Annotated in this window: 35 protein-coding genes; 17 read left to right on the top strand and 18 right to left on the bottom strand. The window is 60.6% G+C overall.

Annotation, left to right across the window (positions count from 1 at the left end; translation table 11 throughout):
* Nucleotides 1-417, top strand: a complete 417-nt coding sequence (locus tag ACVWY5_RS32740; protein WP_028336042.1) for a pyridoxamine 5'-phosphate oxidase family protein — start codon at nucleotides 1-3, stop codon at nucleotides 415-417.
* Between the two features lie 27 nt (nucleotides 418-444).
* Here ACVWY5_RS32740 and ACVWY5_RS32745 read toward each other — a convergent pair whose 3' ends face one another.
* The 4 genes from ACVWY5_RS32745 to ACVWY5_RS32760 all read right to left on the bottom strand — a co-directional run bounded on the left by ACVWY5_RS32745 (nucleotide 445) and on the right by ACVWY5_RS32760 (nucleotide 3,304).
* Nucleotides 445-945, bottom strand: coding sequence for a GNAT family N-acetyltransferase (locus ACVWY5_RS32745; protein ID WP_028336041.1), 501 nt, complete (start codon nucleotides 943-945; stop codon nucleotides 445-447).
* Nucleotides 946-1,346: 401 nt separating this feature from the next.
* Nucleotides 1,347-1,541 (bottom strand): hypothetical protein, encoded by a 195-nt coding sequence (locus ACVWY5_RS32750; protein ID WP_016841379.1) that lies wholly within the window; start codon nucleotides 1,539-1,541, stop codon nucleotides 1,347-1,349.
* A gap of 72 nt (nucleotides 1,542-1,613) precedes the next feature.
* Nucleotides 1,614-1,847, bottom strand: a complete 234-nt coding sequence (locus tag ACVWY5_RS32755; RefSeq protein ID WP_028336040.1) for a hypothetical protein — start codon at nucleotides 1,845-1,847, stop codon at nucleotides 1,614-1,616.
* A 410-nt stretch (nucleotides 1,848-2,257) separates the two neighbouring features.
* Complete coding sequence (locus ACVWY5_RS32760; RefSeq protein ID WP_080667162.1) at nucleotides 2,258-3,304, bottom strand: alpha/beta fold hydrolase; 1,047 nt, start codon at nucleotides 3,302-3,304, stop codon at nucleotides 2,258-2,260.
* Between the two features lie 311 nt (nucleotides 3,305-3,615).
* Between ACVWY5_RS32760 and ACVWY5_RS32765 the strand changes: the two genes are divergently transcribed.
* The 6 genes from ACVWY5_RS32765 (at nucleotide 3,616) to ACVWY5_RS32790 (ending at nucleotide 7,260) form a co-directional block, all read left to right on the top strand.
* Complete coding sequence (locus ACVWY5_RS32765) at nucleotides 3,616-4,086, top strand: nuclear transport factor 2 family protein (RefSeq protein ID WP_028336039.1); 471 nt, start codon at nucleotides 3,616-3,618, stop codon at nucleotides 4,084-4,086.
* 60 nt (nucleotides 4,087-4,146) lie between these two features.
* Nucleotides 4,147-4,407, top strand: coding sequence for a hypothetical protein (locus tag ACVWY5_RS32770; protein WP_028336038.1), 261 nt, complete (start codon nucleotides 4,147-4,149; stop codon nucleotides 4,405-4,407).
* 280 nt (nucleotides 4,408-4,687) lie between these two features.
* The gene (locus ACVWY5_RS32775; protein WP_028336037.1) at nucleotides 4,688-5,122 is read left to right on the top strand and encodes a nuclear transport factor 2 family protein; all 435 of its coding nucleotides are present in this window, start codon (nucleotides 4,688-4,690) and stop codon (nucleotides 5,120-5,122) included.
* Nucleotides 5,123-5,372: 250 nt separating this feature from the next.
* Entirely contained in the window at nucleotides 5,373-6,314 is a 942-nt protein-coding gene (locus tag ACVWY5_RS32780) for a hypothetical protein (RefSeq protein WP_028336036.1), read from the top strand.
* Between the two features lie 155 nt (nucleotides 6,315-6,469).
* Nucleotides 6,470-6,892: a hypothetical protein gene (locus ACVWY5_RS32785; protein WP_028336035.1), complete on the top strand. Its 423-nt coding sequence runs from the start codon at nucleotides 6,470-6,472 to the stop codon at nucleotides 6,890-6,892.
* Between the two features lie 227 nt (nucleotides 6,893-7,119).
* Entirely contained in the window at nucleotides 7,120-7,260 is a 141-nt protein-coding gene (locus tag ACVWY5_RS32790; protein ID WP_167350365.1) for a hypothetical protein, read from the top strand.
* Between the two features lie 107 nt (nucleotides 7,261-7,367).
* Here the strand turns inward: ACVWY5_RS32790 and ACVWY5_RS32795 are convergent, their stop codons facing one another.
* From ACVWY5_RS32795 to ACVWY5_RS32805, 3 genes are all read right to left on the bottom strand, one after another.
* Nucleotides 7,368-7,511 carry a hypothetical protein gene (locus tag ACVWY5_RS32795; protein ID WP_016841369.1) on the bottom strand — a complete coding sequence of 48 codons (144 nt, stop codon included), beginning with the start codon at nucleotides 7,509-7,511 and terminating at the stop codon, nucleotides 7,368-7,370.
* A 172-nt stretch (nucleotides 7,512-7,683) separates the two neighbouring features.
* Nucleotides 7,684-8,166: a MaoC family dehydratase gene (locus ACVWY5_RS32800; RefSeq protein ID WP_028336034.1), complete on the bottom strand. Its 483-nt coding sequence runs from the start codon at nucleotides 8,164-8,166 to the stop codon at nucleotides 7,684-7,686.
* Between the two features lie 8 nt (nucleotides 8,167-8,174).
* Complete coding sequence (locus ACVWY5_RS32805; protein WP_028336033.1) at nucleotides 8,175-8,633, bottom strand: MaoC family dehydratase; 459 nt, start codon at nucleotides 8,631-8,633, stop codon at nucleotides 8,175-8,177.
* 319 nt (nucleotides 8,634-8,952) lie between these two features.
* On the opposite strand from ACVWY5_RS32805, the gene ACVWY5_RS32810 reads away from it, so the two are divergent.
* Nucleotides 8,953-9,249: a DUF4282 domain-containing protein gene (locus ACVWY5_RS32810; protein ID WP_026193358.1), complete on the top strand. Its 297-nt coding sequence runs from the start codon at nucleotides 8,953-8,955 to the stop codon at nucleotides 9,247-9,249.
* Between the two features lie 458 nt (nucleotides 9,250-9,707).
* Here ACVWY5_RS32810 and ACVWY5_RS32815 read toward each other — a convergent pair whose 3' ends face one another.
* Entirely contained in the window at nucleotides 9,708-10,388 is a 681-nt protein-coding gene (locus ACVWY5_RS32815; RefSeq protein ID WP_028336032.1) for a ParA family protein, read from the bottom strand.
* A 34-nt stretch (nucleotides 10,389-10,422) separates the two neighbouring features.
* On the opposite strand from ACVWY5_RS32815, the gene ACVWY5_RS32820 reads away from it, so the two are divergent.
* Nucleotides 10,423-10,557, top strand: coding sequence for a hypothetical protein (locus tag ACVWY5_RS32820; RefSeq protein ID WP_256521274.1), 135 nt, complete (start codon nucleotides 10,423-10,425; stop codon nucleotides 10,555-10,557).
* A gap of 13 nt (nucleotides 10,558-10,570) precedes the next feature.
* On the opposite strand, the gene ACVWY5_RS32825 is transcribed toward ACVWY5_RS32820, so the two are convergent.
* Nucleotides 10,571-10,897, bottom strand: coding sequence for a hypothetical protein (locus ACVWY5_RS32825; protein WP_028336031.1), 327 nt, complete (start codon nucleotides 10,895-10,897; stop codon nucleotides 10,571-10,573).
* 52 nt (nucleotides 10,898-10,949) lie between these two features.
* On the opposite strand from ACVWY5_RS32825, the gene ACVWY5_RS32830 reads away from it, so the two are divergent.
* Nucleotides 10,950-11,144: a hypothetical protein gene (locus tag ACVWY5_RS32830; RefSeq protein WP_321177046.1), complete on the top strand. Its 195-nt coding sequence runs from the start codon at nucleotides 10,950-10,952 to the stop codon at nucleotides 11,142-11,144.
* A 29-nt stretch (nucleotides 11,145-11,173) separates the two neighbouring features.
* Here ACVWY5_RS32830 and ACVWY5_RS32835 read toward each other — a convergent pair whose 3' ends face one another.
* Entirely contained in the window at nucleotides 11,174-11,467 is a 294-nt protein-coding gene (locus ACVWY5_RS32835) for a hypothetical protein (protein ID WP_038377732.1), read from the bottom strand.
* A gap of 439 nt (nucleotides 11,468-11,906) precedes the next feature.
* Here ACVWY5_RS32835 and ACVWY5_RS32840 point away from each other — a divergent pair, with 439 nt between their 5' ends.
* Complete coding sequence (locus tag ACVWY5_RS32840) at nucleotides 11,907-12,074, top strand: hypothetical protein (RefSeq protein WP_321177047.1); 168 nt, start codon at nucleotides 11,907-11,909, stop codon at nucleotides 12,072-12,074.
* Nucleotides 12,075-12,198: 124 nt separating this feature from the next.
* On the opposite strand, the gene ACVWY5_RS32845 is transcribed toward ACVWY5_RS32840, so the two are convergent.
* Nucleotides 12,199-13,299, bottom strand: a complete 1,101-nt coding sequence (locus tag ACVWY5_RS32845; protein WP_028336029.1) for a hypothetical protein — start codon at nucleotides 13,297-13,299, stop codon at nucleotides 12,199-12,201.
* Between the two features lie 414 nt (nucleotides 13,300-13,713).
* Here ACVWY5_RS32845 and ACVWY5_RS32850 point away from each other — a divergent pair, with 414 nt between their 5' ends.
* Nucleotides 13,714-14,979 (top strand): tyrosine-type recombinase/integrase, encoded by a 1,266-nt coding sequence (locus tag ACVWY5_RS32850; RefSeq protein WP_456671740.1) that lies wholly within the window; start codon nucleotides 13,714-13,716, stop codon nucleotides 14,977-14,979.
* A gap of 246 nt (nucleotides 14,980-15,225) precedes the next feature.
* On the opposite strand, the gene ACVWY5_RS32855 is transcribed toward ACVWY5_RS32850, so the two are convergent.
* The 4 genes from ACVWY5_RS32855 to ACVWY5_RS32870 form a co-directional block, all read right to left on the bottom strand.
* The gene (locus ACVWY5_RS32855) at nucleotides 15,226-16,416 is read right to left on the bottom strand and encodes a cytochrome P450 (protein ID WP_080673069.1); all 1,191 of its coding nucleotides are present in this window, start codon (nucleotides 16,414-16,416) and stop codon (nucleotides 15,226-15,228) included.
* A 462-nt stretch (nucleotides 16,417-16,878) separates the two neighbouring features.
* A complete protein-coding gene (locus ACVWY5_RS32860) occupies nucleotides 16,879-17,076 on the bottom strand; it encodes a hypothetical protein (RefSeq protein ID WP_028352316.1) in 198 nt (65 codons plus the stop codon).
* Between the two features lie 17 nt (nucleotides 17,077-17,093).
* On the bottom strand, nucleotides 17,094-17,651 hold the full coding sequence (locus ACVWY5_RS32865) for a hypothetical protein (RefSeq protein ID WP_028352317.1): 558 nt from the start codon (nucleotides 17,649-17,651) through the stop codon (nucleotides 17,094-17,096).
* Between the two features lie 524 nt (nucleotides 17,652-18,175).
* A complete protein-coding gene (locus tag ACVWY5_RS32870; RefSeq protein ID WP_456671741.1) occupies nucleotides 18,176-19,915 on the bottom strand; it encodes a sigma 54-interacting transcriptional regulator in 1,740 nt (579 codons plus the stop codon).
* A 283-nt stretch (nucleotides 19,916-20,198) separates the two neighbouring features.
* Between ACVWY5_RS32870 and ACVWY5_RS32875 the strand changes: the two genes are divergently transcribed.
* The 5 genes from ACVWY5_RS32875 to ACVWY5_RS32895 all read left to right on the top strand — a co-directional run bounded on the left by ACVWY5_RS32875 (nucleotide 20,199) and on the right by ACVWY5_RS32895 (nucleotide 24,478).
* Nucleotides 20,199-21,428 (top strand): acyl-CoA dehydrogenase family protein, encoded by a 1,230-nt coding sequence (locus ACVWY5_RS32875; protein WP_321177049.1) that lies wholly within the window; start codon nucleotides 20,199-20,201, stop codon nucleotides 21,426-21,428.
* Between the two features lie 12 nt (nucleotides 21,429-21,440).
* Nucleotides 21,441-21,776 (top strand): EthD family reductase, encoded by a 336-nt coding sequence (locus ACVWY5_RS32880; RefSeq protein WP_051383908.1) that lies wholly within the window; start codon nucleotides 21,441-21,443, stop codon nucleotides 21,774-21,776.
* Nucleotides 21,773-22,267: a flavin reductase family protein gene (locus ACVWY5_RS32885; protein WP_028352319.1), complete on the top strand. Its 495-nt coding sequence runs from the start codon at nucleotides 21,773-21,775 to the stop codon at nucleotides 22,265-22,267. Before ACVWY5_RS32880 ends, ACVWY5_RS32885 begins: the two co-directional genes overlap by 4 nt.
* Nucleotides 22,268-22,475: 208 nt before the next feature.
* Nucleotides 22,476-23,555, top strand: a complete 1,080-nt coding sequence (locus ACVWY5_RS32890) for a maleylacetate reductase (RefSeq protein WP_028352320.1) — start codon at nucleotides 22,476-22,478, stop codon at nucleotides 23,553-23,555.
* Nucleotides 23,556-23,614: 59 nt separating this feature from the next.
* Nucleotides 23,615-24,478: an intradiol ring-cleavage dioxygenase gene (locus tag ACVWY5_RS32895; protein WP_028352321.1), complete on the top strand. Its 864-nt coding sequence runs from the start codon at nucleotides 23,615-23,617 to the stop codon at nucleotides 24,476-24,478.
* Nucleotides 24,479-24,662: 184 nt separating this feature from the next.
* On the opposite strand, the gene ACVWY5_RS32900 is transcribed toward ACVWY5_RS32895, so the two are convergent.
* The 3 genes from ACVWY5_RS32900 to ACVWY5_RS32910 all read right to left on the bottom strand — a co-directional run bounded on the left by ACVWY5_RS32900 (nucleotide 24,663) and on the right by ACVWY5_RS32910 (nucleotide 25,590).
* A complete protein-coding gene (locus tag ACVWY5_RS32900) occupies nucleotides 24,663-24,863 on the bottom strand; it encodes a VOC family protein (protein WP_456671742.1) in 201 nt (66 codons plus the stop codon).
* A gap of 277 nt (nucleotides 24,864-25,140) precedes the next feature.
* Complete coding sequence (locus tag ACVWY5_RS32905; RefSeq protein WP_028352322.1) at nucleotides 25,141-25,347, bottom strand: tautomerase family protein; 207 nt, start codon at nucleotides 25,345-25,347, stop codon at nucleotides 25,141-25,143.
* Between the two features lie 12 nt (nucleotides 25,348-25,359).
* Entirely contained in the window at nucleotides 25,360-25,590 is a 231-nt protein-coding gene (locus ACVWY5_RS32910; RefSeq protein WP_028352323.1) for a tautomerase family protein, read from the bottom strand.
* Nucleotides 25,591-25,614 lie beyond the last annotated feature (24 nt).

Consider the following 25,614-nt stretch of genomic DNA (forward strand, 5'->3'; position numbering starts at 1 on the left):
ATGACGCGCGCCGAGCTGCTCGCCTTCCTGCGGATACATCGGCTCGCGGTGGTCAGCACGGTTCACGGCGGCGCGCCCCAGGCGGCGGTCGTCGGGATCGCGGTCAGCGACAATCTTGAGATCATCTTCGACACCCTGACCACCTCGCGCAAATACCAGAACCTCCGGGCCGATCCGCACGCGGCGCTGGTGATCGGTTGGGACGCCGAGCAGACTGCGCAGGTCGAGGGCGTCGCGGACTTCCCGAGCGGCGCGGAGCTCGCTGCGTGCAAGCAGGTGTATTTCGCGGCGTGGCCCGACGGTCCGACGCGCGAGACATGGCCGAACATCGGCTATGTGCGGATACGGCCGAACTGGGCGCGGTTGAGCGATTTTGGCGCGGTGCCGGCAAGGATCGAGGAAATGACGCTGCCATAGACAGCTTCATCTTCAGCCTCTCCTCGATCACGCCACGTCGAACGCCGGATGGTAGCTCACATCCCCCTTGGGCGCCTTGCACTTCAACACTATCCGCTGAAAGTATCGGCTCGGCTTGCCGCCATAGGTCAGCCGACGATCATCGAGGAAGCCGAAGCGACGGTAGTACGCGGGATCGCCGAGCACGACGCAGCCATCGGCCCCTTGCTCCGCAAGCCGGATGAGCCCCTCGCATAGCAGAGCTTTGCCGATTCCGCGCCGTTGCATGTCGGGTGCGACCGAGACCGGGCCGAGGCCATGCCAGCGTCCCGCTACGCCATCGATCCGGACCGGCGAGAACGCGACGTGGCCGGCGATGCTGCCGACCTCGGAGACAGCCACCAGCGAGAGCGTCAGTGCGCCGTCCGCGCGCAGCGCCTCGACGATGCGGGCTTCGGTGCCGCTGCTGTGCGGCGCTGTTGCGAATGCGGCCGCCGTGACGCGGCTGATCGCGGCGGCGTCTTCGGGGCGTTCGTCCCTGATCTGCATGCTCGCAGATAAGGCCGATCGGCAACAGCGCGCAAGGGAAGCGCAAAGCTCGGGCGGATCATATCGCGAGACTGCGGAAGTATGACGCACCGGCCGAACCACATATTCGACGTCGTCCCTGCGAAAGCAGGGACGACGTCCGGAGAAGCCGCGGGCTCTCCGCTCACGCACGGATGTCTCTGGAATACTGCATCACCCGCATGCACGGGTGATGACACCGAACAAGCTGTTTGACATGTGAAACGGATTCCCACCGTCGTCCCGGCGAAGGCCGGGACCCATTGCCACCAGCGGAAATTATTGCGACGGGCTGTGGCCCCAGCTTGCTTCAACAACATGGCCCGGTGGTTATGGGTCCCGGCCTTCGCCGGGACGACGGCGGAATATGCCTCGCCCTGCGCCTACCCCGATCGCTTGTTGCTGGTGTTCTGGGTCAGATTGCCGTGCGCGGCCTGCTCGCGGATGTTGTGTTTCTCGTCGTCGCGATGGCCCTTGGTGGTGTCGATGGGAACGCTGGGAGTGCTGCCGGGGCCCTTGTGGCTCTTGTTGTCGTCAGGAACGGGCTGGATGGTCTTTGTCTTTGGTTTCGTCATCATCGTCTCCGTTACGCATGGAGACAACGCGGCCGGTGCGGACGGCGTTCCCGGAACGCGACTTCACAACCGAGCCTACAGCTTCTCCTGCTGCGCGGGCTGTGACTGCGGCTGCTGCTGGCGCTGCTGTTTGGCGTGATGGCGGCCGTAGAGGCACCCGGCGGCGGCGCCGAGCATGCCGTGACGGCCTGCATAATGACCGGCGACGCCGCCGACGATCGCGCCCTTGATGCAACCCTTGGCGTCGGCGGAAGACACTGTGGCAAACGCGCTGACGGCAATGACGGACGCGAGAACAATCGATTTCATGATGCGGCTCCAATGCAATGCTGCCGCATCAACGGCGAAGCGGCACGGCCGGTTCCGGGAAGACGAAGCGGTTCACCATCGACCTCGCCGCCGGCAACCGGCGCCATCGGATTAGTTTTTGTCGAGCGCACCGCGACAGCGAGCCGGCGCGATCTCACCGGCCGGCCCCGGAGGAGCTCAAGGCCTCATGGCCGGCGTCGGCACCGGCTCACCGTCGCGCGGTGCGCGCTCGCATGAACTATCTGGGGACAACCAGGGCGGCGACGGCAAGCGGCATGGTGTTACTCATAAGGAACTCCTGATCCCGGAAGCGTCGCCCACGCCGAACCAACCGGGCGCGCGGGCGGAGGTTTCATTAACTCGCGGACAGCTGCCGCCGCACGTCTGCGAGGCGCGGCCGGTTCAGCCGATCAGTTCAGTTTCTTGCCGCCGGCCGAGGCGTGGCCGGTCACGGTGGCCGGGCTGATCGTCTTGATGGTCACGCCTCCGATGTTCTGGCCCATCTGGTTCGGCTCGAATTCGGGATTGAGCAGATCCTTGGTGCCGGTGAGGATCAGCGTCTTCGCCTTGATCGAAGCCAGCGCCTTCGCCGTGTCGCCGCCGAACCCGGCCGTGGTGCCGACATCGTGCCGGTCATAGGCCCAGCTCTGGTAGATCCAGTCGTTGGCGTCGAACAGCTTCCACAGCGCGGTCTCCTGCTCGGCCATCCAGGGCAGCACGTCGGGACCGGACTTGAACTGCGCCGCATAGATGTCGGGCGTGCGCGCCGCGAGCAGCGCGACGATATCGCGGAACAGCTTGAGGCCCTTCTCCGGCGGCGCCTCGTAATTGCCGTCCTTCCACGCCGGATCGTTCATGATCGCCTTGCGCGAGGCCTCCATCACCGCGACCGACCAGGCCGGCGTCTTCGCAAGCGGCACCATCGCAACCAGCGCGTCCATGAAGTCCGGATGGCTGACGCCCCATTGCAGCGCCTGCATGCCGCCCATCGAGGGGCCGACCACGGCGACGACATGGTCGATGCCGAGCTTCTCCTTCATCAGCCGGTACTGCGATTCCACCATGTCGCGGATCGCGAATTTCGGGAACTGCATCCGCGGCTGCGCCTTCGAATTGCTCGGCGACGTGGTCAGCCCGTTGCCGATCGCATCGGTGCAGACGATGAAGTACTTGTCGGGGTCGAGCGCCTTGCCGGGGCCGATCATGAAATCGAGCCGGTGATGATTGCCCGAGATCGCGGTCACCATCAGGATGGCGTTCGACTTCTTCGCGTTCAGCGTGCCGTGGGTGACGTAGGAGATCGAGAAATCCTTGATCGCCTCGCCGCTCTCGAGCTTGAGGTCGCCTTCATTGTAGAGCTGGTGGGCAGGCTGCTGCGGCGTGTGTGCGAAGGCGGGCGGGATCGCCGGGCATGCCAGCAGCGACAGGATCGCGGCGAAGTTGGTGATGCGCTTCATTGGTCTCTCCCCATCGGGGCGGCTCTGTTCGGCCGCCTTCCGCCGCGAAGCATACGGGCCGGCCGTGCCGCGGCAAGGCCGCGGGCGCGAAGATTTAGGTGGCGCGGGCACGGAATAAACCGCCGGCAGCACCGCGATGGCCGCCGTCGTCGCATTGCGCGAACCGGCGCGCCGCATGCATTTTGTGCCACAATGCACGCACTGGTTGCCGAACCTAATCGCGTCTCGCGCGTCAAACATATGTTGTTTGATTGTGGAATGCTCCGGTTCACAATGCCGGGCCAGAGCGAGTCGGACCGGCGGAGTCGATCATGGGCGAGGATTTGAACCGGCAGCGCGTCTTGAACTTCCTCGACGTCTATTATGCCGGCGGCATCGAGGGCGCGCTCGATCGCTGCAGCGACGACGTCGCGTTTCTCGCCAACGCCCCGATCGACATTCTTCCGCATATGGGTCAGCACCACGGCAAGGCCGCGCTGCGCCAGATGTGGACCACGATCCACGAGCGCTATTCCGACATGCGCTACGAGGCGCCGATCGTCGTGACCCAGGGCGACAGGGTCGCCGCGCAGCTGCGCGTGTTCCTCCGCAAGCGCCACAACGCCCGCGTGGTGCAGTTCGACGTCGCGGTGTTCTACACGCTGCGCGACGGCAAGATCACCGAGATCCGCGAGATCATCGACACCTTCGATCTCGTCCAGCAGGTGCTGGAGCGCGACGTCGCGGCGGCGCTGACCGGGCACGACGACATCGTGCAGGCAAATTCGCAACGCCGGCGTTGAACCTCGACGGCCCGGCGCTGACTTATTACCGGGCTTGTTGCGGTCGGGGCTGAAATCACCATGAAAATCGCATTGCTCGCTGTGCTTGGCTTGGCGCTGGGCGCCCTTGGCGGCGCCGCCTTCGGCATCGGAGCCGGGCTTAGCTGGATCGGATTGGCCAGAACCTCGGGTATCGACAGCGGAACCCTGGTGTTTTTCACCTTCATGCCGCTCGGCGCCGCGATCGGCGGCATCGGCGGCGCGCTGCTGTTCGCGGTGGTGGCGATCCGCGACGCCGAGATCGTGATCGAGCGGCAACCGGTGCGGCAGCGCGACCGCTGAATTGCGGCGATCGGTTTTCGCGCGAAGCCTGCCCCGCACGTGATGCGGGGTGGATGCCGGCTCGCATCAAAGAAGCGCGTCAGAACCAGAATCCAGAGGTCGGCGGTCACATTCCGGTAAAATTCCGCGCAATTGTGCATTGCAAAAAAGTCATTTGCGTTTTTGCCGTCCCGCACTATTTCAGGCCGCAATAGCGATGTGCAGCAACCTGGCAAGGCGTCGGCGCTGATCCCCTGCCATCCGTTTGCGTTTGAAAATCCAGTTTCAGGACAAGACCAAAATGACAGAGCACAGTCTCTGGCGTTTTTCGCGCGCATTGCATCGCGCGATCAACGAACGCCAGCTTGCAGATATCGAGCCGCTGCTCGACGACGAGGTCGAATGGTCCATCTATGGGCCGATCGACCTGTTTTCCTTTTTCGGCGCGCGCCGCGGCAAGGCCGCGGTGCTCGAGGTGATCCGGCAGATCGGCGAGAACCTCAGGGTTCACCGTTTCGATCGCGAGTCGATCATGCTCGGCGTGGATTCCGCAGCCTCGATGCTGCGCTATTCGCTGACGGCACTCGACTCCAACAAGCCGATCTCGCTCCGGATCGCGCATTTCGCGCAGTTCAGGGCCGGCAAGCTGACGAGCTTCCGCGTGCTGGTCGACAGTTTCGACCTCGTCGAGCAGACCGTCGGCTACCCGATCCATCTGCCGCGCATCGCGGTCTGACGGCTTTTCGATTTCACGCCTTCGTCACGTCCGGGGCGCTAAAGCGCGAAGCGCGTCTTCGCGTTCAGGCGCCCCGGCAGCGACGGCCTGTTTTGCCAGCCCCGAACGGCCGCGCTCGGGACGCGCCGCGCGAACGCGCGGCGCGTTTGTCCATGACGATCACGCGTTGATCACTTGCTTTCAGAGCGCCGATGCCACAATTTTGCGCCACGGCAATGCATGCTGCGGCTCTGGAATTTGCGGGCTGGGAATGACTTTCACATTACGATTTGGCTGGGCAAGGCTGCCGGTGCTGGCGGCCGGCTTTAGCCTGGCGATGGCGCTGTCGGCCGCCGCGCAAACCCCGCCATGGCAGATCGCTCCTACCACCCAGGATACCGCAGCTGATAACACCGAGGCTGCGGCCGACGGGGAGCCGCCGGCGGCCAATGCCAATGACGCCGACATCCTGAAGGACATCGACGAGAGCAAGCTCGACTGGAGCCAGCTCGACACCGATTCCACCAGCCTGCCCACGCTGGCGCCGAAGCGTGCGGCGAGGCCCGCCAGCGTCGCCGGCAACGATCCGTCCTGGTCAACCAACAACAACGCCAACGGCTCGTCGGCGGTGTCGGTCAAGCAGTCGATCACGCCATTCCTCGATACCCGCATCGGCGCCGACATGACGGTCGCAAGGCAAGGCACGATGACGACGTCGGAGCAATTGTCGGAGCGGCTCGCCAATGGCGGCAGCCTGCCGCAGTCCGGCGGCTCCGCCTGGGCCGCGATCTCGACCGGCGGCGTGGCCTCGATCTGGGACAAGACCTCGGTCGAGGCGCGGGTCGATCCCGCCGCCGACCAGAGCAAGGTCGGCACCTCCCTGAGCAAGTCGGTGCCGCTGTCGGAGCAATATTCGCTGACGCTGCAGAACGGCTACAACCTCATCCAGCAGGGCGTGGTCCCGGTGCCCGGCATCATCAGCCACCCCTCGCGCAGCTACGACACCGATCAGTCGGCGAGCCTGTCCGTTAACGACACCGGCACCAGCATCACGGCAGGCCAGACGCTGTCGACCTCCGACGACAGATGGCTGCGCCGGATCGGCGCCGAGCAGAAGCTGTTCGACGGCGTCACCGTCTCCGGCTCGGTCGGAGAGACCTCCCAGGGCACCACCAACAAGAGCATCAGCGCCGGCTACAAGCGCTCATGGTGAACGGTCTGTTAGCTCTATCGCGCTAAATGATCAGGCATTGCCGCAACTTGGCCCAGATGCGGTCAAATTCGGCGGCACTGATAGGTCCGTAACTTCATCAATTCGTCGTGCGGGGGACAAGCCGCGCTTCGCCATTGCGAACAAGGGGAAAGCCGATGAACGCCACCAACCGTACCGAGGAAACCGAAGTCGAAACGACGTCCGAGGTCGACACCAACCTCGCCGCCGTCTCGGAAGTCGAAGCCGGCATCCGCGACTTCGTGCGCAACGATATCGCCTATCTGCGCCGCCCGGTGGCGAGCCCGGAGACCGCGCCGACCGACACCAACAGCGATGCCACCGTCAGCAACGTCAACTCGCTGATCCAGCGCGTCGCCGGCACCTCGCTCGCCGAGATCGAGAAGCTGATCGGCGAGCTCGAGAGCCTGCGTGACCTGCTGCATGCCGAGGGCCAGCGCGTCCAGCGCGAGATCTCCGGCTATGCCCAGCTCAGCCAAGCCGCGATGAAGTCGACGCGCATGATCGCCGACAACGTCTCGCAGTGGAAGCGCGCCGCCGACGGCCTGCGCAACAGCTGATACAGCTCAGTTTCCCAAACTGATCGCCGCCGCCTCCTGAACAGGGGGCGGCGGCTTCGCTTTGCGGCCGGATTCAGCGCAGAACGATTCGTTATTCAGCGCGGCGTAAACTCCGCGACGTCAATTTTTGCAAGAAGCCGATTTGAACGTCGGATGTCGAGCCCGCGTCCAATCCGGAATTCGCGTCCGGACCGCGCCCTGCCGGGCATCCATTTGGAGACGAAGTCATGCAGAGCGTCCGGCCGGATAACGCCGCCGATCCGATTCCGCTGCGCCAGCCGCAGCAGGGCATCGGCACGATCATGATCCGGTTCATCGGCATATTGGCAGCCGCGACGGTCGTGATGGTGCTGATCTGGAATCGTTAGACAGAAGCTTGGAAGAAATGTGACGCAGCCTGCCGACAGATCACATTGAAAAGCGCAAATGCACGCCACCTGCGCTCCCTCGAGCGCCGGCAGTTACAGACGGTCAATCAGCGGTCGATGCTCGCGGTGGTCTCGAAGGAATAGTTGCCGTCGGCAAAGCCCTTCACGACCATTCCGGTGGCCAGCATCACCACAACCGTTACCGTCGCGAAGATAATGCCGACGAGTTTCAGCGCGCTGCGATCTGCCATGGTATCCCCAGTCATTCTTGCCAGATGTCCGTGCCCTCAAACCATAAGGCAGGGACAAAGGTTCAGAATGCGTTAGCAAAAACTGAGTTCCACGCAACGCACAACTGCGTCGGCAGCAGAAGTCATTCGCTAACCATGGCGTCCGGGCAACATCAGAGGCGCGCCGGCAACATCAGGAACCGGGATTCCGCCGCGGCACGAAAGCGGTGGCGAGGAACGAGAACACCACCTCGTTGCGCTGATTGACGCCGGTGTTGCGGGCCTGAAGGATGCCCCATTCGGGCCGCTTTTCGGACGTGCGCTTGGTCTCGACCTGGTTGGTGAAGCTGACGGTATCGCCTGCCAGCACCGGGCGGATCCAGCGCAGTTCGCGGAAGCCCGGCGAGGGCCCCCAGACCGCGACCTGTTCGCCGCGCGCGGCGGCTTCCGCGGCGAGCCGCTTGCCGTCGGCGACGAGCAGCTTCATGCAGACGCTGGCGACGTGCCAGCCCGATGCGGCGAGGCCGCCGAACAGCGAGTTGCGCCCCTCCTCCTCGTCGAGATGGAAGCGCTGCGGATCGAACTGCGCGGCGAACCGCTTGATGTCCTCAGGCGTGAAGGTGAAAGAGCCGAACTCGCGCCGCGCGCCGATCTCGATATCTTCAAAAAAGCGCATGACCTCTCCTATGCGCCCGCGCCGTCGCGGCGGCTGATGATGATCGGCGACTCCATCTCGCACAGCATCTCGCCGCGCGCGTTGCGGATGGTGCCCTTGAAGGTGACGATGCCGGTCTCGGGCCGGCTCTTCGAGACGCGCGCCTCGACGACGTCGACATCCAGCGTCAAATCGTCGCCCGGACGCAGCGGAGCCACCCAGCGCATCTCGTTGACGCCGGGCGAACCGAGCGAGGCGGTGCGGCCGATGAAGCCGTCGAACAGCATCCGCATCATCAGCGAGCCGAGATGCCAGCCCGAGCCCGACAGGCCGCGGAGCATGGATTTCTTCGCCGCCTCCTCGTCGAGATGCATCGGCTGCGGGTCGAATTCGGCGGCAAAGGCGAGGATCTCCTCGCGTGAAACATGGCGCGGGCCGAACGTGCCGAAGCGGCCGGGCTTGAAGTCTTCGAAGGTCAGCGTGGTCATTGGGTGAGGATATGCCGGAGGGAAGCCCGATTGTGGCCGTTATTTGCGGCAATCACAACCGGCCCACTCGCATAGCTCGCCCCTGGACTGCCGGCGCCCGGTCCGGGGCTCGCTCCAGGCGAGATGGTTTGGGCTTCTGCGGTATCGATCCCTCTGGTCGCGGAGGCGCTGTGGCGCCGCCCGAACCATTGGCCCGGCGAAAGGCCTCGTCCCGACGGACGCCTGCGGCGCAGGCTCCCGGGATGAAGTGATCACGCCGGCGGTCACGCAGTAGGATGAACGAGACGCGAATCATATTCGGCTGGCCGGGAGAACCATGATGTTCGATTTCCAGGATCTGTTTCAGTGGGACCGCTTCATCACGCCCACGATCATCAAGACGTTCTACTGGCTGGTGATCGCGGTCATCGTGCTGTTCGGGATCTCTGGCATCCTGTGGAGCCTCACCGCGATGGCGATCAGCCCGTTCGTCGGATTCATCCAGCTGCTCGCGTCGATCGCCAGCGTCTTTGTCGGCATCGTGTTCTCGCGCATCGCCGCCGAGTTCATCCTGATCGTATTCCGGATCAACGAGCATCTCGGCGCGATCCGCGACCGGGACGGCGCAATGCGCTGAGGCTTTCGGTCCGGCCAAACCGGCCGACCGGCGGGGCCGTGGTTAATCCGAAGTAGCACCCGCGCGCAAATGCCAGCGAAATTCCAACCGGGATTTTAAAACCGCTCGCGTATCAGCCTTCCGTATTGCCAAGACCAACGCGGGGGCGTCGTGAATTCCAGGAATTTTGTTGCCGTGAGGCCGGGTGTCGAGCCGGGCTTTACGACCGAGGATATTTTATGGGCTGTCGGCATCTGGTCGGTGATCCTGACCCTGGCGCCGGTGATCGTGTTCTATCTGCTGATGGTGGCGTGAGGGCATCCCCTCCGTCATTCCGGAGCGATGCGTGAGCATCGAATCCGGGAATCTCGAGATTCCGGGCTCATGCTTCGCATGCCCCGGAATGACTGCAATATTCTCGACGACAAAAAACGCGCGGGTGCCGCGCGTTCTTTCCATTTCGAACGTAAGCGGCGTTGTTACGCCGCCTGCTTGTGCATCGTACCGGACGCCGACGCCGTGCCGCGGATCGCCTTGATCGAACGTTCGATCGCGGCCCACAGTCGATTGATCTCGGCGGCAGCGCGGCCTTCCGCATAATATTCGCGGGCGCCTTCGCCCTGGCCGAGCGCCATCAGAAGATCGGCGCGGTTGGTGATCTGGCCGCTCCACACCGGTGCGCGGAATTTCGCCAGCGCCTCGCGCGCGATCGCGACGATGCGGCTTTCGGCGCCGTCACGCTGCGCGGGCGCGCCGTTGATCACGACGGCATAGGGCTTGCGCATCGAGCGGCAGGTCTGGATGGTTTCCTGCACGGCGTTGACGTCGAACACGCCGGGCCGCGCCGGAATGATCACCATCGTGGCGTTCTTGATGGAGTCGTCGACCACGGCCGAGAGGTTCGGCGGCGTGTCGATGAACACCCACTCGATGCCGTCACGCTTGGCCTGGGCAATGATCCCGCTGACCGAGTTCACCGCCGTCTTGATCGCCGGCTCGTTGGTGCCGCGCAGTTTATGCCAGAGAGTCAGCGAGCCCTGCGGATCGGCATCGATCAGCAGACAGGGCTTCGTTGCCTTGTGCACTTGCGCGGCGAGGTGAGCAGCCAGGGTACTTTTTCCCGAGCCCCCCTTACGCGAAGCGAAAACAATCACGTTCATACGTTGGCCTCCAGATTGACCCCAGGAGGCGAAAATGAATCAGCACGCTGATTCGCGAAAGAAAAAATTTCTTGCAATCCGCAAAGTGGCCAAGATTACCGGTGCGTTTTGCTTTTTGAGTCACACCGAACTTATGACGCAACCGCAAATGGAAGCGCTAAGCGTTTGATTTGACTCAGTGCCTAGCGTTTTCCGGCAGCTTTCGCGCGCTCGCGCTCGGTCCACTTGCGCTCGATCCAGCCGAGCAATTGCGCGGTGGGTTTCTGCAGGAACGGAACGTCCTGTGCGAACAAAAGGAGTCCGAGCGGCAGCATCCAGAGCCCAAGCACCGGCAGGAAGCTGAAGATGCCGCCGATGATCAAGAGGATCGCGAGCGGAATCCGCACATAACGTGACGACGGCTTGCGCAGCCACGCGACGAAGCGCGCCGGCTTTTCCGGCAGCTTGGCTTCGAACCAGGCGAAGTGCCGATCGATCTCTTGCTTGTAGTATTCGCTCACGCGTCCCACTCCATCCGTTCCACAGGCGGAACAGATTTGCCAAACCACACAAGCCCCACAGATGATGCTGCGTGACAGCGTCACAAGGCGTCAGTCTGTCGCGCATCGCAGCCTTGAAATTGCAGCCGCGCGATCCCACAGCATGATCCGGAAAAGTGCGAAGCGGTTTTCCGAAAAGATCATGCTCAAACAACAAGCTGAAGCGCATTTTCGCGCGAAGCGCACGATTGCGCGACGACACGCGTCAAGCTGGTGACCCCTCGCCTGCGTGCGATGCGAGCCAGGTCAGTGGGCCGGCTTCTTCGCCTTGTGCGATTTGGAGACCTTCCGCTTCGCGACCGGCCGCCGCTCCACGCGTTCGTTAGCCCTGCGCGGCTCCGAATCCGCGCGGAAGAACACGCGGCAGGCCGGCGACAGCTGCGCCTTGTTCCTGATCATGCAGGCCGTGATGCGATCGACGTCGGGAATCTCGGGGCCACAAAGCCGGAACGCATCCGGCGTACAGGCCTGCTGCTGGTCCGGCGTGTAGGCCTCGCTTCGGCCCGGCAGCAGCAGCGCCGCAACGGCGAGTCCAAGCATCAACGCAAACGAAAAACTCCTTGAACCGGCGGTCCCCATGCATCCCCCCAAAGGTGTCACTAGGCGTCGTTAAGGCGTCGTGTCAGTCAGTTTGGGTGACGGGACGGAGAAGTGCAAGCGGACGCGATGACACGCCGGGCGATAAGGGCGAGCGACCTTGCGATCATCCGATGTAGCTCTGAGTGATCTTGCGGATGGTACAGTTGGGTGAGAACTGCCGCGCTCCGTACTGAAAAACCTAACGTTTTTGCAGCCGAGATGATGTGGTTTGTAGTACCATTTTGTATTTGTCTCAAGCCTGCTCTTCCGCGCAAGCCGACCGACCCGCACACGCTTGCGCAGAGCGCACTATCGGAACGGAGAGCAGAAGCCCCTCTTTGAAGCTGCCCGACCAATGGGTTGTCCAGCGCGAAACGGCGAAGCGATCTCCGACCGAAGGATGTCCGAGGACAAGGCATGGTGGCTGACGGTGACGTTCGCCGACGTGCTCAAGAAATACATCGCGGAGGCCGTGTCGGGGTTCCGGACCAAGAAGGAAGTAGAACGCTGCTACCGCCGTGACGTGATACCCGTGCTCGGTCAGAAGCTGTTCGTAGAACTGGAGTAGGACGACGCAACATGGGGAAGGAAACAGGCCGCGGCAGACTGACAGACCTGAGGCAGTTCGGCGGGATTTAGCGCTTGGCCGCACAAATATTCGCCACCAGTGGCTAGCAAGAGTCAACCTTGGGTCATTTCGAGGTCAGAGCGCGCTTAAATACAGCTTCCTCGGGATTGGTGAGAGCCGAGAGAATGTTTTCGGCTACCTTCTCGATTAGCTTCTCACCCCAGAAGGGATCGCTGACGTTGTAGTAGATGACTCGTATGTGCTTCAGGTCGAATGGAACGTCTCCTTCATTGGACGAAATCAGCACGACCGGCTTATCGAGCGCGTGAGCCAATCCCAACTCATAGAACACGTTTGGATTTCGATTTGTCAGTTCTGCCACAAGAACCTTAGCCGAATTGATGCCGGCCCAAATTTGATCGATGATTTTTCCGGTTCCGAAAATGTCGGCATCAGCACGTACGGGTCGCAGTCCAGCCTTTCGGATCGCCGGCTCGTAGATTTGTGAGTAGTAGTCCCCGATTGGCGCTCCGAAGGGCATCAGTACGAAGCAGCTATCGCTCGCGCTGACATTAGCGCTCGTGCTTAGCTTTTTGATTTGTGTCGCGCCCTCTTGCAATCCACCCTTGGTGTCGACAATCCGAAGTTTGTCGTCCTTCTTCTCGACGAGTTGCGCGCTCTGCAACGACGCTAGAAAAACATCCTTAAACTCAGCGATTTTATCTCTGGGTATTGAGTATTTATCCTCGAGAGCGTGCTCGAAAAACGCCTCATCCGGTAGATTTTCGCCTCGATAATGGGTGTAGACTTCTTTGATTTCGGGCGCGTCTAGCACAGCGGCCCTGAGAGCTTCGATGTCGTCACCGGCTTTCTGTGGACGAATTGCCTGACGCGCTCTTTCAGTGACCGCAATCCGGCCAGCGCCCGGGCGCGAGAGAAATCCGTACTTAATTGCCGAGCTCACCTCAACTTTGAAGGGACCATTGAAACCGACGCCAACAAACTCCGCGGCCTCGGCATCGGTGCAGTCATGGCCCGCATTCTGTTCGATTATCGCGCGCGGGATGCGAAGAGCCTTGTCCACGCTATGACGCGGAAATTTCGGCGTCCCTCCGGGGCTTGATGGTGGCGCCTTGCTCTTTGACCGTTTAGCTAACTTGGCCTTCTTTTTCGCGACGCGCTTCTTTTTTGCGGTTTCCGGTTGGCTCTCATCCTCCGCGCTCATTTTCTCTCCTCTGCCCTTCTCCACAATTTACGCGGGTGTGTGAGTCCCTCCAACTATCCTTTGGTGGACCTCCACACGTTCCTAAAATGGAGAGAAGCAAGGGATGCGCGCCGGACGCTAACGATACCTAGATAAACGCGATTGGCGTAGGATCGAACGGAGCCAGAATCGCTAACTAGTTGAATCGGATGGTACAGTTGGGTGGGCTCGAACCACCGACCTCCTGTTCCACAGACACAGTAAGGGCTCCGCCGGTGCTACGCCATTGCCGCCTTTCGTACGAAAACTGTAGTATTATCAATTAATAAGCCCGCCGGGTCTCGCCTTATCTGCGCTGCAATTCCCGCTATGGTGGTAGCTACGTGGTAGCTACAGAGGCGGTCGATGGCTGTTTCGAGTATAACGATCCGCGCAGTGCAAGCACTCAAGCCGGGCGAGACTATTTGGGATGCAGACCACCGCGAAGCGGTGCGGGGCTTTGGTGTTCGGCGTCAACGGGACCAAGCGACCTACGTCCTCAAGTACCGAGTGTTCGGTCGGCAGCGCTTTGTCACCATCGGTCCTCATGGTGCCCCTTGGACGCCCGAGCTCGCACGCAAGGAGGCCAAGCGGCTTTTGGGCCTAGTTGCCAACGGCAAAGATCCGGCGGACGAAAAAGCCAAGGCGCGCCTGCAGGCGGCCGACACACTCCGGGCAATTGCGGATCAATATCTCCGGAACGCCAAACAAAGGCTAAAGCCCCGGACCTATTCGGAAATCGAACGCTACTTGTTGGTCAGTTGGAAACCCCTGCATCCCGTCTCGGTTTTCCAGATCACCCGCCGTCATATATCGGCTCGTGTCGCTGACATCGCATCAGCTCATGGAGCGGTCTCAGCAGCCCGCGCCCGTACAGCCCTGTCCTCAATGTTCAACTGGGCAATACGCCAGGGCCTCGACATTGCTGCGAACCCGGTTCTCGGCACTAACCGACCCGCGCAGCCGGGAAGTCGCGAACGGGTCCTCACGGAGACGGAGCTATCAGCCATATGGCGGGCCTGTGGCGATGACGATTACGGACGTATTGTGCGTTTGTTGATACTCACAGGCCAACGCCGTGATGAAGTAGGCGGCATGCAATGGGCCGAACTTGATACCGTTTCGGGGCTCTGGACGCTGCCAAGCGCCCGGACCAAGAACCGTCGCGAGCACCCGCTACCATTGGTTCCGGCCGCCTTAACCCTGCTCCCGCACCGCCGAACCGGCCGAGACTTCCTTTTTGGTGACGGACCCCGACGCAGTGGTGACCCGCGCCGTGGTTTCTCGGGCTGGTCCAAGTCGAAGACAGCGCTTGATGCACGGATCGCGGAAGCCCTAGGCGAACCCCTGCCCCATTGGACAATTCACGATCTTCGGAGATCGGCGTCGACAGTGATGGCCGACCGGCTTGGCGTGTTGCCACACATCGTGGAGGCGATTCTAAACCACGTCAGCGGCCACCGCGCTGGCGTTGCCGGGGTATATAACCGCGCTCGGTATGCGACTGAGATGCGAGAGGCACTTCAGCGCTGGGCACAGTACGTTGCGGCCCTCCCAGCCCAAAAAGCTGGGAAAGGTCGCAGCTTGATAGCGGGCTCCGGCCTTTCTCCAACTGGTGTCCTCATGGGGCTGTCGGGTTCCACTCCTGGTTCAAGGAGCTAGCCTGTGAGCGGCGGAGTTCGAGTCAGGAGACCACTACAGCCCGAGACCCACTTTGAGGCTGGTGGGTCACGCATGGTAGCGGGGGTACAGCAGCCTTATGGCGCAGTGGCGACGATTTGTAGGCCCATTAAACGCATAAACTACTGTACCATCCCCTGGAACCGCCAGACACCCTTGAACGACCGTCCGGCCGAGCTGGGGCTGCGACCGAGCGCGTCGCAGCCCGCGTAGCCTCGCACGACAGGATCAATGAACGACGACGTCCAGCTTCTTAAACCCGCGCAGTGTGTTGTTTATGACGCGTTCGCTGGACCTGATCTCAAAGCGCTTCACTCTCTTGGTAAGCGCGGTCAGCAGCGCTGCCATCTCCATACGAGCCAGATTTATCCCGATGCATGAATGTTCACCGTGGCCAAAGGCAAGCTGGCCTGACACTCCCTCCCGCCGCACGTCGAACTGCCCCGGGTCCACCCACCTCCGCTCATCACGATTGGCGGAGCCGTAAAGCACGATAACACGCGAGTCTCGCGGTATCGTCATATCGTCGAACGAGTGCTCTTGCACGGCAAACCGTGAAAATCCTTGGATTGGCGATTCCATCCGAATTACCTCGCTGATTGCGTTGGGTATCAGCGTCGAATCCTCCCTGATCAAATCCCATTGATCGGGATTATTGGCGAACAGCCAAATCGCACTGGAGATCGCAAAGATTGTCGTATCAAGGGAGGGCCCCACATATGACAGCGCCATGAGGCTCGCCTGCTCCTTGGGTATTTCTCCTCGATCCGCCGCATCGTGCAACATCTCAGCCCAACTTCCTGGCTTGAGCTTTCCGCGAACTGCATACTCGAGCGCGTAGTTTACCATCTCCTGGAACAGATCGAACGACCCGATCGCACGTTCGTTCAAGGGTCCGAAGCAATTGAAGTTCGCGGCGGCCCATTCAAGCATACGCTCCCGACCATCCTCGGGAAGTCCCACGAGATTCGAAACGATGCTCAATGGAAGATGCTGAGCCAGGTCGGTGGCTGCGTCGAAGTGGCGAGCCGCAACCAAGCGGTCAGCAATTGACTCCGCCTCACTCGATATCGTGTCTTTCAGAGAGCGAAGCTCGCGCGGCATTAGAGGCTTAATCTCGATCCGGCGGATCTTGTCGTGCTCAACGCCGTCAGAACATAGACCGATACCTTGAAGCGCCGTGTTGATCCGCTCGTTCATCATCACGCCCTTGCCTGAGATGAAGACAGAAGGGGTCGCGAGGATCTCTTTGACGACGCTGTATCTGGAAGCAACATACATATTGAGGCGGCTGAGCCAGACGAGTGGGCCAGCGTTTCTTAACGTTTGGTATGTCGCGTAGGGGTCCAGAAGAATGTCGTCTCTGTAGAGATCGACGTCAGACTGGGGAATCGCGGATAGCAGGGCAGTTTGCATCATCGGCTTTATCCTCCCAAGTCACCCGGTTACGGAGGGTGATTTCTTGCGAGGAGCAACACTGCACGCGACGTGCCAATGTCGAGCGCCATCGGGCGCACTCATAGAAAAGCGGTCGAATAACAACCAGATAGGCCGGCTTTATCTAAGGACTGCGTGAAGCTTGGAGCGGACCGGTGTCAGGTGACGGTGGCCAAACGCAGCCACTTCGAACTGCGACTTGGCGAATGGCAGCCATTCCTTGGTCCTCTTTTCCGTTGATCCCGTGACGATCTCTGCACCTACTCGCGTGTTCGGGCAGGCCGTTCACAGGAGAAGGACGCACCTGGTAACGACATGCGCATGTGGAGTGAACACGTGGGTAGGTATCGCCACGGTCAGAATGCCGTGGCCTAGGACGGATCGACAAGCCAAGCGCTGGATCCGAAATAATCGTGGCAGGCAAACGCCGACCACCAATTGCACTCATCTTCTCGCTTGCTTCATGCCGTCGGCGAGATCTGGCTTGCGTTTCAAATCAGGTAGCTGTCCCTTGGACTCGCACGCCGTCGGCGGTCCTTCCTTGAGTTCAACGCTTATTTTTGTCGCCGTCATCAAGCCGGCAATGGAAGCCCGCAGATCGCCGAGGTCCGCAGGCATCGTATCGTCGAACTCTTTCGGCAAGTTTCCATAGAGTACCTTTACCGGATAGGGCTTGCCTTCCTCTTTTCGTGGTTCTTGGTGCAAGCGATCCCGTAGCCGACATAGGTGCCGTAGCCCAGATCTGGGGTTACTGCCGATCCACCCGTTCCAGATTTTTCCGAGATCCACGCCAGGAATGCCGTGGAAGAACGGTCGCCCAAGAGCACGTCCTTGACAGGAGACTTGTCGAAGCGCCACCTCGAAGGAGCTTCGCCGCTGACCGGCACCACACGGTGCATCAAGCAGGACTTCGCGGTGAGGAAAGAAAAGCCGCAGAAGACGCGGTTGAATTCGATCTGCGCCTGTTTCGGGTCGCCAGTTAGGTCTTGATGCGAGGCCACGGCGATATACTGAGCATCTTCGAAATCGAAGCCGCTGTATTGATACATCTTGAGCTGAAAGTACGGAACTATGCCGGGAATGACCATCTGGGTCGCCACGGCAGCGGCGATGACGCCAACAACATCCAGCATGAGCCGCTTCGGGTGGTACCAAGAGTGATCCCGGTAGCCACCCGCTTCGGGCTGCCCACTTTCGTCGCTCTGACGAGCAGCCATTGTCCTTACCTCAATCGCAAGTTCGCACGTCGCAAGTCCGCACATCGCAAGTGCGGGCGAAGAAGTCCTTTGACATGAAGATTCTCCCACCTAGCCATTGTGAATGCGAACCGACGACGAACGCGCTGCGTCGGCTCGCCAGCTAATACGTTGTTGAAGCGGCGTGGGAGGTTCACGATCAAATTCACGTCAGCCAAGCAACGAGACGACCTTGCAATACCTGTTATATTTCAACTACTTATCGACAGAAAAGGTTTGATATTCGAACCAATTCGTAATTGACCGGCAAGGAACCTTTTCCGGGCCACCTGACGCTGAGAATTTTCAGCTGCCCGATGCCAGGCGGAGGATTTAATCGGAGAAAGATCGAGGTGGGCGGTTGGGCGCCCTAGCCTTTTGCCGTTATGAGCCGCGGCCTAGTACGTGCACTTGCTCACATGACACTGCCAGCACCTTCCGCCGGCGACCGAGCGTGCAGCCAGAGACGCTCGGGCCGAGAGACGATCGATCCACTCCAGGCCGGATCAATGAGACCGGCCCTGCTGCTTTTGAATGTAGTAGCGCAGCTTCGACCGGGAGATTCCCAAGGTTCGAGACGCTTTTGAAATGTTTCCCTGACATGCGGCCAGGGCTTTCTGGATCGCCAACCTCTCGATTTCTCCAAGGGATAGTTTTCCAGGAATCACCGACTCGATCGGACCGCTATTCGCGTTCTGCTCTTCCGCATACGATAGAGCGCCAAGCTTCCCCGTAGTTTGGGGCTTGAAGACGGTTCGATTGGATATCTGCGAGTGACTGAAGAGATGAAATAGACTTATGGGCTCTTCGTCATGAGTTAGGATCGCGGCACGCTCTACCATGTTCTCGAGCTCGCGGATGTTACCGGGAAATTCGTAGACCAGCAGCGCCTCAATTGCTTCGGCCGTAAAGCCGGTCACGTGTCTCCCGGTCTTCTTGTTGAACCTATGCAAGAAGTGACTGACAAGCAGCGGGATGTCGTCGCGTCTGTCTCTGAGAGGCGGAAGCTTTATCGGAAAGACATTCAATCTGTGCAGGAGATCCGCTCGAAAGGTGCCCTTCGCCACTTCGGCATCCAGATCCAAATTCGTCGCGCAAACCACGCGCACGTTGACCTGCTTAGTTTTGGTACCCCCGATCCGGCTCAGCTGCCCCTCCTGCAGCACTCTTAGGAGCTTCGCCTGCGTGGTTGGACTTAGCGTCCCAATCTCGTCCAGAAAGAGCGTGCTGCCATCAGCGGCTTCGAACCACCCTTCACGAGCCTGGTGGGCACCAGTGTACGCCCCTCTCTCCACGCCGAAGAGCTCCGCATCGATCAGAGTCTCGGGAAACGCCGCGCAGTTTACGCTGTAGAGCGGCTTTTTTGACCTCGAGCTCGCGCTGTGCAAGGCGCGTGCGAAGATCTCCTTGCCGACCCCTGTTTCGCCAAGAAGAAGCACCGTTGTATCCAGGGGCGCGACGCACCGTAGGAGATGCCACGCTCCAAGGAATCCGGGCGAAGTACCGACGACATTGGAGCTGACCGGCTTCTCTGCTGCCTTTGCGTCGATCGAGGGGCCAACGCGTTTCCCCGTAAATGATCGGCGAGGCATAAACTGCGACGCATAGTCTTCCGGCCACTCCTCTACAGGCTTTCCAACGATCCGGCACTGTGGGGACCCGCAGGCGATACACTCCACCTCCCTGAACAAGATCGCCCGTTCCATGATGGCGCTCGTATAGCCGGACGCGTAGCCAATCTGCATCCAGCAAACAGGTTCAGAGCTTCCACCAAACGAGGCAGCATGAGCTTCAGCCTCGGCAGAATTGCGCCATGTGAGTTCGCTGAAGTACTCTCCGGTTTCGACGTTCGCTTCTATGTTGACCGGCTCAACGAAGACTTCACCACGCAGCGCGTGAAGTTGCGGCCCGACAAGAAACGCGTCAATCTGCGGGCGATCTACGCGAACCTTCATCGCGACCTGCGCCTCACGCGTTCCCGCGGCATGCCCCATGCGAAACAGAATTTGCCTGGCTTTTAGCGGACCGTTGGCTTCGATCAGCTCGCGGCGCAGCGCCACCATAGCGTCCAGATTTAGAAGCACGGCTCTTTGATCAGCCAACCAGATTTGCCCGTCGTGAGGCGAGAAGTGGACGCACTCACTCAAGTCGGAGATGTCGGGCAAGACGCTGCTTCGCGCAGATGAACCGGTGCTAGTCCTATCAACGACGTTTTCTTTCAACGCGAAGCTTGTGAACCGCGACACTGCTTCCTCCCTTCTCGCTCCCGCCATTTACGCACTAGCCGCCAGGTATCTCGTCATGAGCGATCTCCAACATGGTTGATCTCAGCCGATCGAGCCGTTGAGATTGGCTAATTTCAACCAGCACCCGGCGACAACCCAAAGGACCACATTTCGAATCGCTCAGTAAACTCAAACGAGTACGAAGAGTTTTCAGTGTTGGCACACCTTCTGCTTAGGAGAGTTACGCGCATCGTCACACCGACGGGTCGCGCCACTATCAAAGCAACATCAGGAGGAGATGCCTGTGCACTCAGTCGCTCAAAAGTCGAATGTTTCCGAGCTAACCGCCTCGTATATCGATCCGCTGGGACCTCAAAAGTCAATCGTCGAGCGAGCCACGCGGCTCCAGCCCTTGGTCAAGGCGAACTCGCAGGCCGCCGAGGACGCGCGTCGCGTGGGCGATGAGACGATTGCTGCGTTGCAACGCGAAGGGCTGTTCCACATCGCTGTGCCGAAGCGTCTCGGAGGCTCCGGCGCGAACTTCCGAACCTTCATCGATGCCGTTTCGGAGATCGGTCGTGCTGACGGCGGCACCGGTTGGGCTGTCGCACTTCTAAATGTTTGCACCTGGTTCGCGACGTTGTTCTCTGAACGCGCCCAAGCAGAGGTGTTTGGCAAGACGCCTGGTGCCCGAGTTTGCGGCGTGTTTACGATGCCGGTGCAGTCGGAGCGCGTTGATGGCGGATATCGCGTCAGTGGCGAATGGTGGTACGGGTCAGGCTCGCTGCATGCACAATGGGGCACCTTGGGCATCAAGATCGGCGAGAACGCCGATGGTTCGCCGATCACTGCGCTCGCCCTCATACCACTAAGCGACCTTACGATCCGCGACACCTGGCATGTGGCCGGAATGCGGGCGTCAGGCAGCAATACGCTGGTTGCGGACAACGTGTTTGTCCCCGACTACCGAGTACAAGCTTTCGCTGACATGGCCGCCGAGAACTATGCGCGCGAGTGGGCCGAGGAGCCGAACTACTACGCTTCGTTCGTGCCAGTTGCCGAGATCATTCTTGTCGCGGTCCAAATCGGACTTGCGCGACATGCAGTAGATCTGACCCTCCAGAAGGGTGCCGGGAAGCCCGTCGCGTACACGGTGTTCAGCGAAGCTCGGCAATCTCCAGCGCACCAGATCAAATTGGCGGAAGCAATGTGCGACATCGACGCCGCCTATCTACTCGTCGCACGAGCCTGCGCCGACATCGACGGCGCAGCGCTACGGCGGGAGAAGCTCGACCTGGTGACGCGCGCACGCGTCCGTATGGACACGGGTCATGCCGCCAAGCTGTGCCGCGAATCCATCAATAAGCTCCTCAGCGTGAACGGCGCAGGAAGCTTTGCCCTTGCGAACCCGCTGCAGCGGATCTGGCGGGATAGCGAGATCGCCAGCCGGCACGCGTTCGTCCACCCGGAAATGGCCAGCCTGATCTATGGCCGTGCGCTGTTCGGCATCGAAGAACTGATTCAGCCGTACTAGTAGGGGGATTTAATGCACAAGCTCATCGCGCTTTATCATCCGCCGAAGTCGGAAGAGGACTTTCGGAATCACCTCGTAAAAGTTCATCTTCCGCTAGTCGCGAAGTTCCCCAAACTTCGATCTCTTCGGTACGGATTCGGCGCCGAGGCCGGACCTCAACCGTCGCCATATTATGCGGTCGTTGAGTGCGAATTCGACGACGAAGCCTCGCTGCGAGCGGCACTCGCCTCTCCGGAAGGAGAGGCGGCGGCGGCCGATGTGCCCAACTATGCGACCGCCGGCGTAACGATCATCACGTTTCCACTCGAGCCGGATTTTGTTGGCGGTTCGATCGGGAGGACGACATGAACGCACCTTTGGTCGATTTTAAATCAGCCATGCGGCGGCTGACCGCAACCGTGTCAGTCGTGAGCTGCACACGAGACGGCGAGTGGTTCGGCATGACTGCGACTGCAATCACTTCTGTCTGCGCGGATCCTCCGACTGTCCTGGTCTGTGTTAACGGAGCAGCGGCCATCCACAATCCGCTGGTTGAGAGCGGGCGCTTTTGCGTCAACGTACTCCGGATCGACCAACAGGAGATATCCGCGGCTTTTGGCGGAAAGCTGAAGGGGCGGGCCCGCTTCGGTGTAGGAGACTGGAGCCTCTCATTCGACGGAATTCCTGTTCTGACGGGCGCTCAAGCCAACATTCTGGCGTCCGCACAGAAGGTCGTTCCTTTTGGCACTCACTCGGTAATTATTGGCGCAGTCGATCGAGTTTTGGTCTCGGAGGAGGTCGCTCCCCTCCTCTACGAGAACGGCCGCTATATGCGGTCGGCCGAGCTCGCAAGTGCCTGATCGCGCTGGGCGAAGATAGCTCGCTATCCCACATCAATCGCTGTCGGGGCTCCTTCCAGAGCCTCGACAGCCAAACTGGGGTGTCGACGTCGAGCTCTCCGGCCCTCTCGGAGGGCGCTTCGATCTCCCTTGGAGGGAATGCGGGCTCACGACGAAACTAGATGCCGCACGCCCCACCAAATCGGCTTGACCTCACAGGGACCGGTGCATGATCCAACCATTTACCTTCGATAGCCTCCCATGCCGCGTCGTGTTCGGCAGCGGAACGCTAGGCACGGCCAGATCCGAGGTTGAGCGGCTCGGCGGCAAGCGCGCGCTGGTGCTGACAACGCCGGAGCAGGAAGTCCAAGGCACACAGCTTGCAGCCACCCTGGGACCTATCTACGCGGGAATATTCCCCGGCGCCGCTATGCATACCCCAGTCGACGTCACTGAGCAGGCGCTGGAGGCCGTAAAGGCCTACGACATTGACTGCGTGATCTCCCTTGGTGGCGGATCGGCGACCGGGTTGGGCAAGGCCCTGGCCCTAAGAACCGACGTGCACCAACTCTCCATTCCGACGACGTATGCCGGCTCAGAGATGACGCCGATCCTCGGCGAGACCAAAGATGGTATGAAAACCACCGTGCGCACCAACAAGGTGCTGCCGGCGACGGTAATTTACGATGTCGACCTGACGCTGACACTGCCTCCCAGCCTGGCTGCCGCCTCCGGCATCAATGCAATCGCACATGCGGCCGAAGCGCTTTATGCGCGGGAGCGCAATCCCATAACCTCGCTAATGGCGGAAGACGGCATCCGCGCGCTCGCCCGCGCCCTCCCCGCGATTATGGCAAAGCCGGTCGATCTCCAGGCTCGCACCGAGGCCCTCTACGGCGCCTGGCTATGCGGCGTGTGCCTGGGCACAGTCGGCATGGCGCTGCACCACAAGCTCTGCCACACGCTCGGCGGTACGTTCGACTTGCCGCATGCGCAGACACACACCGTCGTCCTCCCACATGCGCTTGCCTATAACACCCCGGCGGAGCCCGAAGCCATGACTCGTATCGCTCGCGCAGTCGGCGCCGCAGACGCAGCTCAAGGTCTCTACGATCTTATCAAGCAGCTCGACACGACGTTGGCACTGCGGGACATCGGAATGCCGGAAAGCGGTATCGAGCAGGCGGCCGATCTTGCGCTTACCAATGCCTACTGGAATCCCCGCCCCCTCGAACGCGGCGCAATTCGCGATCTGATCGCACGCGCTTGGATAGGCGAAGCACCGGCGTCCTTTAAGGGTTCCTCGTAGTTGGCGCGCCAGACGTCTCTCGAGGCTTACGGGATCTGAGTTTTTGCAACGGAGCTATCATGCGGAACTTCAACGAGAACACCATCACGGACGCGGTGATCGAGCGGATCAAGAACGCGAGCGATCCGCGCGTCAAGAAGGTCAGTGAAGCGCTTGTGCGACACTTGCACTCATTTGTGCGCGAGGTACGCCCAACCCAGGCGGAATGGGAGTACGGCATCGATTTCCTGACGCGCACCGGCCACACGTGCGACGACAAGCGCCAGGAATACATCCTTCTGTCAGATGCGCTGGGCGTATCCATGTTGGTCGACTCGATCAACCATCCGACGCCGGAGGGCGCAACCGAGACCACGGTTCTTGGGCCGTTCTTCGTCCAAACTGCGCCCGAGATGCAGAATGGCGACGATATCTCCGGCGCGATCAAGGGCGAGCCGATGCTCGTTACCGGCTCGGTCTCCACCGTCAACGGTCGGCCGCTCTCCGGCGCGGTCGTCCATGTCTGGCATTCCGACGACGATGGCTACTACGACGTCCAGCAGCTGGACGAAATCGGCCAACTCGCGATGCGCGCGCGGCTATATACTGACCAGGACGGCCGCTTCCATTTTTGGTCGATTAGGCCAGCGGCTTACCCGATACCGCACGACGGCCCCGTCGGCGAGATGTTGGAGGCGCAAGGGCGGCATCCCTGGCGGCCAGCACACGTGCACTTCCTGGTTTCTTCACCGGGCTTCGAGCAACTGGTCACGCACGTATTCGCGGCGGGCGACAAGTACCTCGATTCCGACGTGGTATTCGGCGTCAAGGAGAGCTTGATCCGCGAGTTCATCCAGCTCCCACCCGGGCGCGCCCAAGATGGCCGTAGGATCGAGCGTCCATATGTCCATCTCAACTACGATTTTCGCCTCAAGCAGGCTTGATCTGGAGATCGGGCACCGAAGGCAGCCATTTAGGACCAGGAGCTGTGGTCTTGGGCCAAGCTGCAAATCGAACATGTAGCGCATCGAGGCTCGAACGATCAGCCACCTTCAATGCAAGGTGGTGCAGACCGACGGCGACGGTCGAACGAAACGCAGGTTTTCGGATCTTCGACCTGCCAAAGAGTCACGATACCATTTCCATCGGACACGAAAATCGCCGGTACGTTGCGCTTTCAGCAACGATCTTCCACCCAAGGCATTCCGTGAAAAACTCCCTAGTATCCGGTAAGCTTTCCACGGCGAGCCCTACATGGTCGACGCCGGCCGTCCAAGGCTCTTTCTCATTCACGATCCATCTCCAATTCCGATGATATCGCGTCGCCACTAGATTGCTGGCCTGTCCGGGTTAGCTCCAACGACGAACAGCCAAAGCGCGATCGGTCCCAGCTGCCGCCGCTATCAAGCGCCTGACAAGGCTACAATCATTCGCGATAGACGCCCGGAAGAACGCAAAACGAGCGTTACTCCACCATTGTCATCTTGAGGACCGTAACGCCCCAAGGGAGCGCCATAGCATCCTTCCAATTTGCCCGGATCGGCAATCAGATGGCCCTTGTGGCAGTGCGCCAAGTCTGGCCACACCGCCACAGTTACCGGCCTGCTTAGCCGCTTGCGACTGGATGCGCCCCCTCTCCATGTACCCGTCCGGAGATGCTCATGTTCTCAGCCGGGTGCTCAACTAACAACACGTTGATGATCTTCGGATCCGATCCGATCGACTCGTGCGTGACTTTGACGATGTCACGGATCAGTTGCGTCTTACGCTGCTTCGAAAGGCCTGCGGCGATGTGACACTGGATGTACGGCATAGAACCTCCTTCTTACTTCAAGCGAGCGATGAGTTCTTTGTCGTTGGCGTTGCCCTCGACAAACTCCGGGAGATGCTGTCCGTGCTCGACGAAGTTAATTCCTCGCCCCTCCCGAACTACGAAGAAGATGTTGTCTGCCGGTTCGCCAGTTGCCTCGCTGACTACCCGCAACAAACCCGCGGAGAGCCTTCTCTTTTGCTCATCCGTTCGGCCGTAGCGCATATCGCAAGAAATCATTGCCATTCTGATTCTCCGCTTTTGGTGATT

It is taken from the genome of Bradyrhizobium sp. USDA 3256 (genome assembly GCF_054058275.1).

Bases quoted from the DNA above. Each gene is read 5' to 3' on its own strand.
- ACVWY5_RS32740 (WP_028336042.1), top strand. From the start codon at position 1: ATGACGCGCGCCGAGCTGCTCGCCTTCCTGCGGATACATCGGCTCGCG.
- ACVWY5_RS32745 (WP_028336041.1), bottom strand. From the start codon at position 945: ATGCAGATCAGGGACGAACGCCCCGAAGACGCCGCCGCGATCAGCCGC.
- ACVWY5_RS32750 (WP_016841379.1), bottom strand. From the start codon at position 1,541: ATGATGACGAAACCAAAGACAAAGACCATCCAGCCCGTTCCTGACGAC.
- ACVWY5_RS32755 (WP_028336040.1), bottom strand. From the start codon at position 1,847: ATGAAATCGATTGTTCTCGCGTCCGTCATTGCCGTCAGCGCGTTTGCC.
- ACVWY5_RS32760 (WP_080667162.1), bottom strand. From the start codon at position 3,304: ATGAAGCGCATCACCAACTTCGCCGCGATCCTGTCGCTGCTGGCATGC.
- ACVWY5_RS32765 (WP_028336039.1), top strand. From the start codon at position 3,616: ATGGGCGAGGATTTGAACCGGCAGCGCGTCTTGAACTTCCTCGACGTC.
- ACVWY5_RS32770 (WP_028336038.1), top strand. From the start codon at position 4,147: ATGAAAATCGCATTGCTCGCTGTGCTTGGCTTGGCGCTGGGCGCCCTT.
- ACVWY5_RS32775 (WP_028336037.1), top strand. From the start codon at position 4,688: ATGACAGAGCACAGTCTCTGGCGTTTTTCGCGCGCATTGCATCGCGCG.
- ACVWY5_RS32780 (WP_028336036.1), top strand. From the start codon at position 5,373: ATGACTTTCACATTACGATTTGGCTGGGCAAGGCTGCCGGTGCTGGCG.
- ACVWY5_RS32785 (WP_028336035.1), top strand. From the start codon at position 6,470: ATGAACGCCACCAACCGTACCGAGGAAACCGAAGTCGAAACGACGTCC.
- ACVWY5_RS32790 (WP_167350365.1), top strand. From the start codon at position 7,120: ATGCAGAGCGTCCGGCCGGATAACGCCGCCGATCCGATTCCGCTGCGC.
- ACVWY5_RS32795 (WP_016841369.1), bottom strand. From the start codon at position 7,511: ATGGCAGATCGCAGCGCGCTGAAACTCGTCGGCATTATCTTCGCGACG.
- ACVWY5_RS32800 (WP_028336034.1), bottom strand. From the start codon at position 8,166: ATGCGCTTTTTTGAAGATATCGAGATCGGCGCGCGGCGCGAGTTCGGC.
- ACVWY5_RS32805 (WP_028336033.1), bottom strand. From the start codon at position 8,633: ATGACCACGCTGACCTTCGAAGACTTCAAGCCCGGCCGCTTCGGCACG.
- ACVWY5_RS32810 (WP_026193358.1), top strand. From the start codon at position 8,953: ATGTTCGATTTCCAGGATCTGTTTCAGTGGGACCGCTTCATCACGCCC.
- ACVWY5_RS32815 (WP_028336032.1), bottom strand. From the start codon at position 10,388: ATGAACGTGATTGTTTTCGCTTCGCGTAAGGGGGGCTCGGGAAAAAGT.
- ACVWY5_RS32820 (WP_256521274.1), top strand. From the start codon at position 10,423: ATGAATCAGCACGCTGATTCGCGAAAGAAAAAATTTCTTGCAATCCGC.
- ACVWY5_RS32830 (WP_321177046.1), top strand. From the start codon at position 10,950: ATGATGCTGCGTGACAGCGTCACAAGGCGTCAGTCTGTCGCGCATCGC.
- ACVWY5_RS32835 (WP_038377732.1), bottom strand. From the start codon at position 11,467: ATGCTTGGACTCGCCGTTGCGGCGCTGCTGCTGCCGGGCCGAAGCGAG.
- ACVWY5_RS32840 (WP_321177047.1), top strand. From the start codon at position 11,907: ATGTCCGAGGACAAGGCATGGTGGCTGACGGTGACGTTCGCCGACGTG.
- ACVWY5_RS32845 (WP_028336029.1), bottom strand. From the start codon at position 13,299: ATGAGCGCGGAGGATGAGAGCCAACCGGAAACCGCAAAAAAGAAGCGC.
- ACVWY5_RS32855 (WP_080673069.1), bottom strand. From the start codon at position 16,416: ATGATGCAAACTGCCCTGCTATCCGCGATTCCCCAGTCTGACGTCGAT.
- ACVWY5_RS32865 (WP_028352317.1), bottom strand. From the start codon at position 17,651: ATGGCTGCTCGTCAGAGCGACGAAAGTGGGCAGCCCGAAGCGGGTGGC.
- ACVWY5_RS32880 (WP_051383908.1), top strand. From the start codon at position 21,441: ATGCACAAGCTCATCGCGCTTTATCATCCGCCGAAGTCGGAAGAGGAC.
- ACVWY5_RS32885 (WP_028352319.1), top strand. From the start codon at position 21,773: ATGAACGCACCTTTGGTCGATTTTAAATCAGCCATGCGGCGGCTGACC.
- ACVWY5_RS32890 (WP_028352320.1), top strand. From the start codon at position 22,476: ATGATCCAACCATTTACCTTCGATAGCCTCCCATGCCGCGTCGTGTTC.
- ACVWY5_RS32895 (WP_028352321.1), top strand. From the start codon at position 23,615: ATGCGGAACTTCAACGAGAACACCATCACGGACGCGGTGATCGAGCGG.
- ACVWY5_RS32905 (WP_028352322.1), bottom strand. From the start codon at position 25,347: ATGCCGTACATCCAGTGTCACATCGCCGCAGGCCTTTCGAAGCAGCGT.
- ACVWY5_RS32910 (WP_028352323.1), bottom strand. From the start codon at position 25,590: ATGGCAATGATTTCTTGCGATATGCGCTACGGCCGAACGGATGAGCAA.